Here is a 2,196-nt window from a genome sequence, read left to right on the forward strand (position 1 = left end):
GGGCGCAGATCTTCTGTGGGTGCCTCGTTGGAGTGATTCGCAGGGGTTCGGAATGAGGCCGGTCGTGCCGACTTCTACCGTCGCCGGGGTCGAGCCCGCCGTGAGGCGTGCGGGTGCTGAGCGAGGGTGGGTGTGGTGTGCCGTCATTGATGGAGGCGTTGGAGTCCAGGCGGGTCGAGGTGCTGGGCCAGGCCGAGCGGCTGCGTGAGCAGATCGCTGGTCTGTCCGAGGAGTTGTCACGGGCCGAGGAGCGGCTGGCGCGGTTGCAGATCGCGCGGGAGACGGTGGAGGAGGTGCTGGCCGCGCCGTCCTCGCCGATGCCGCCGGGTGTGGATGGCACGGGCGGAGCGAGCGTCGGCGGGGTCGCCGTGGCGCTGGTGAAGGCCGAGGCGGAACTGGACGCGACGGTGATGTCGCCGGAGTACCGGGAGATCATCGCCTTGTTCGCGGCCTCGGGGGCGGCGATGCGCTGCAAGGAGGTCTGCCAGCACTTGGGTCTGGGGACTGAGCCGCGGCACGTCGAGGGGATGCGCTCGAAGCTGAAGCGGCTGGTGGAGCGCGGGATCCTGGCCGAGCCGTCGTCCGGGCTGTTCAAGGTCGACGGCCGGGAGCTGGGGTGGTGAGCGCGGCGGGATCGGCCGGTGGCGCGCTCGCGGAGTGCGAGGATGCTTTCGCCGCCTCGGCGGGCCTGTTCGCTCAGGTGACCGCGGAGTTGGCGGCCCAGCAGGCGGCGGTGATGACGCACGCGCAGTTGGAGGACCTGCTGGGGGCGCGGATGCGCGAGGTCACCCGGCAGTTGTTCCAGGACCATCTGACACTGCGGGCCGGCAGTGAGGCGCGCCGGCAGGAAGTCGTGGACGCCGCCGGTGTCGGGCGCACCCGGATCGAGCGGGGCCGGCGCCGGATGCTGGCCACGGTGTTCGGCAAGGTCACCGTGGTCCGGATCGCCTACCGCGGCACCGGCGTGGCGGACCTGCACCCGGCCGACGCGGTGCTGAACCTGCCGGACGGGATGCACTCGCACGGGCTGGCCAGGCTCGCCGCGATCGAGTCCGCACGCGGCAGCTTCGCCGACGCCTGCGAGCGGATCAACGCCCACACCGACTCGGGTATCGGGCACCGGCAGGTCCAGGAACTCGCCATCGGCGCCGCAACGGACATCGACGCGTTCTACGACGCCCTCGTGCCCACCCCCTGCACCGACACCACGCCACTGATCCTGTCGGTCGACGGCAAGGGCGTGGTGATAAGGCCCGAAGCGCTGCGTGAGGATACCGCCAGGGCCGCGGCCGCCAAGGGCGGGAATGCGATGAGGACCCGGCTGGCGTCCGGGGAGAAACACGGCAGGAAACGGATGGCCACTCTGGGAGCCGTCTACGATGCCGAACCCGCGCCACGCACGGTCGACGACATCATCACCGATCCCGACCGGCAGGACGACGACGCCCACGGCGCGGCGCCCGAGCGCCGCCTGGGGCCGAAGGCCCGGTCGAAGTGGTTGTGCGGTTCGGTGAACGACACCGCCGCGCAGGTGGTGGCCGCCGTGTTCGCCCAGGCGGAGCACCGCGACCCCGGCCACCGCCGTTGCTGGGTGATCCTGGTCGACGGGGCCCGCCATCAGATCGGCCTCATCAAGGCGGAAGCACAACGGCGTGGCGTGGACGTCCACATCATCGTCGACCTGATCCACGTGCTCGAATATCTGTGGCGAGCGGCGTGGTGTCTGCACGAGGCCAGCGATGCCTCCGCCGAGAGCTGGGTCGCCCGCCATGCCCGCGCCCTGCTGGGCGGCGGCGTGCAGCAGACCGCCGCCGCAATCGGGGAAGCCGCCCGCGCCGCTGGACTGCGGGGTGCCCAGCGTAAGGGCATCGACGAGGCCGTGAACTATCTGACCGGCAAGGCCGAGTACCTGCGCTACGACACCGCCCTGGAACGAGGCTGGCCGATCGCCACCGGGATCATCGAGGGAGCCTGCCGGCACTTGGTCAAAGACCGCCTGGACATCACCGGCGCCCGCTGGGGCCTGTCCGGAGCTGAAGCCGTGCTCAAGCTGCGTGCCGTCCGTGCCAACGGCGACTTCGACGCCTACTGGGCCTGGCACCAGCAGCAGGAACTCATCCGCAACCACCAGACGCGCTACCGCGACCAGGTCATACCCACCGCCTGACCGACAGCACCCTCAGAAGATCTGCACCC

Annotated in this window: 2 protein-coding genes; both read left to right on the forward strand. The window is 70.8% G+C overall.

Features of this window, described 5'->3' with window-relative positions; translation table 11 throughout:
• The first annotated feature begins 137 nt into the window (after nt 1–137).
• Nucleotides 138–623 carry a hypothetical protein gene (locus tag ACFC09_RS45980; RefSeq protein WP_376539178.1) on the forward strand — a complete coding sequence of 162 codons (486 nt, stop codon included), beginning with the start codon at nt 138–140 and terminating at the stop codon, nt 621–623.
• Nucleotides 620–2,167: an ISKra4 family transposase gene (locus ACFC09_RS45985; protein ID WP_376539180.1), complete on the forward strand. Its 1,548-nt coding sequence runs from the start codon at nt 620–622 to the stop codon at nt 2,165–2,167. The genes ACFC09_RS45980 and ACFC09_RS45985 overlap by 4 nt, the downstream gene beginning before the upstream one ends.
• The last annotated feature ends 29 nt before the right edge of the window (nt 2,168–2,196 follow it).

Source organism: Streptomyces sp. NPDC056161, assembly GCF_042268025.1.
Taxonomy (GTDB): Bacteria; Actinomycetota; Actinomycetes; order Streptomycetales; family Streptomycetaceae; genus Streptomyces.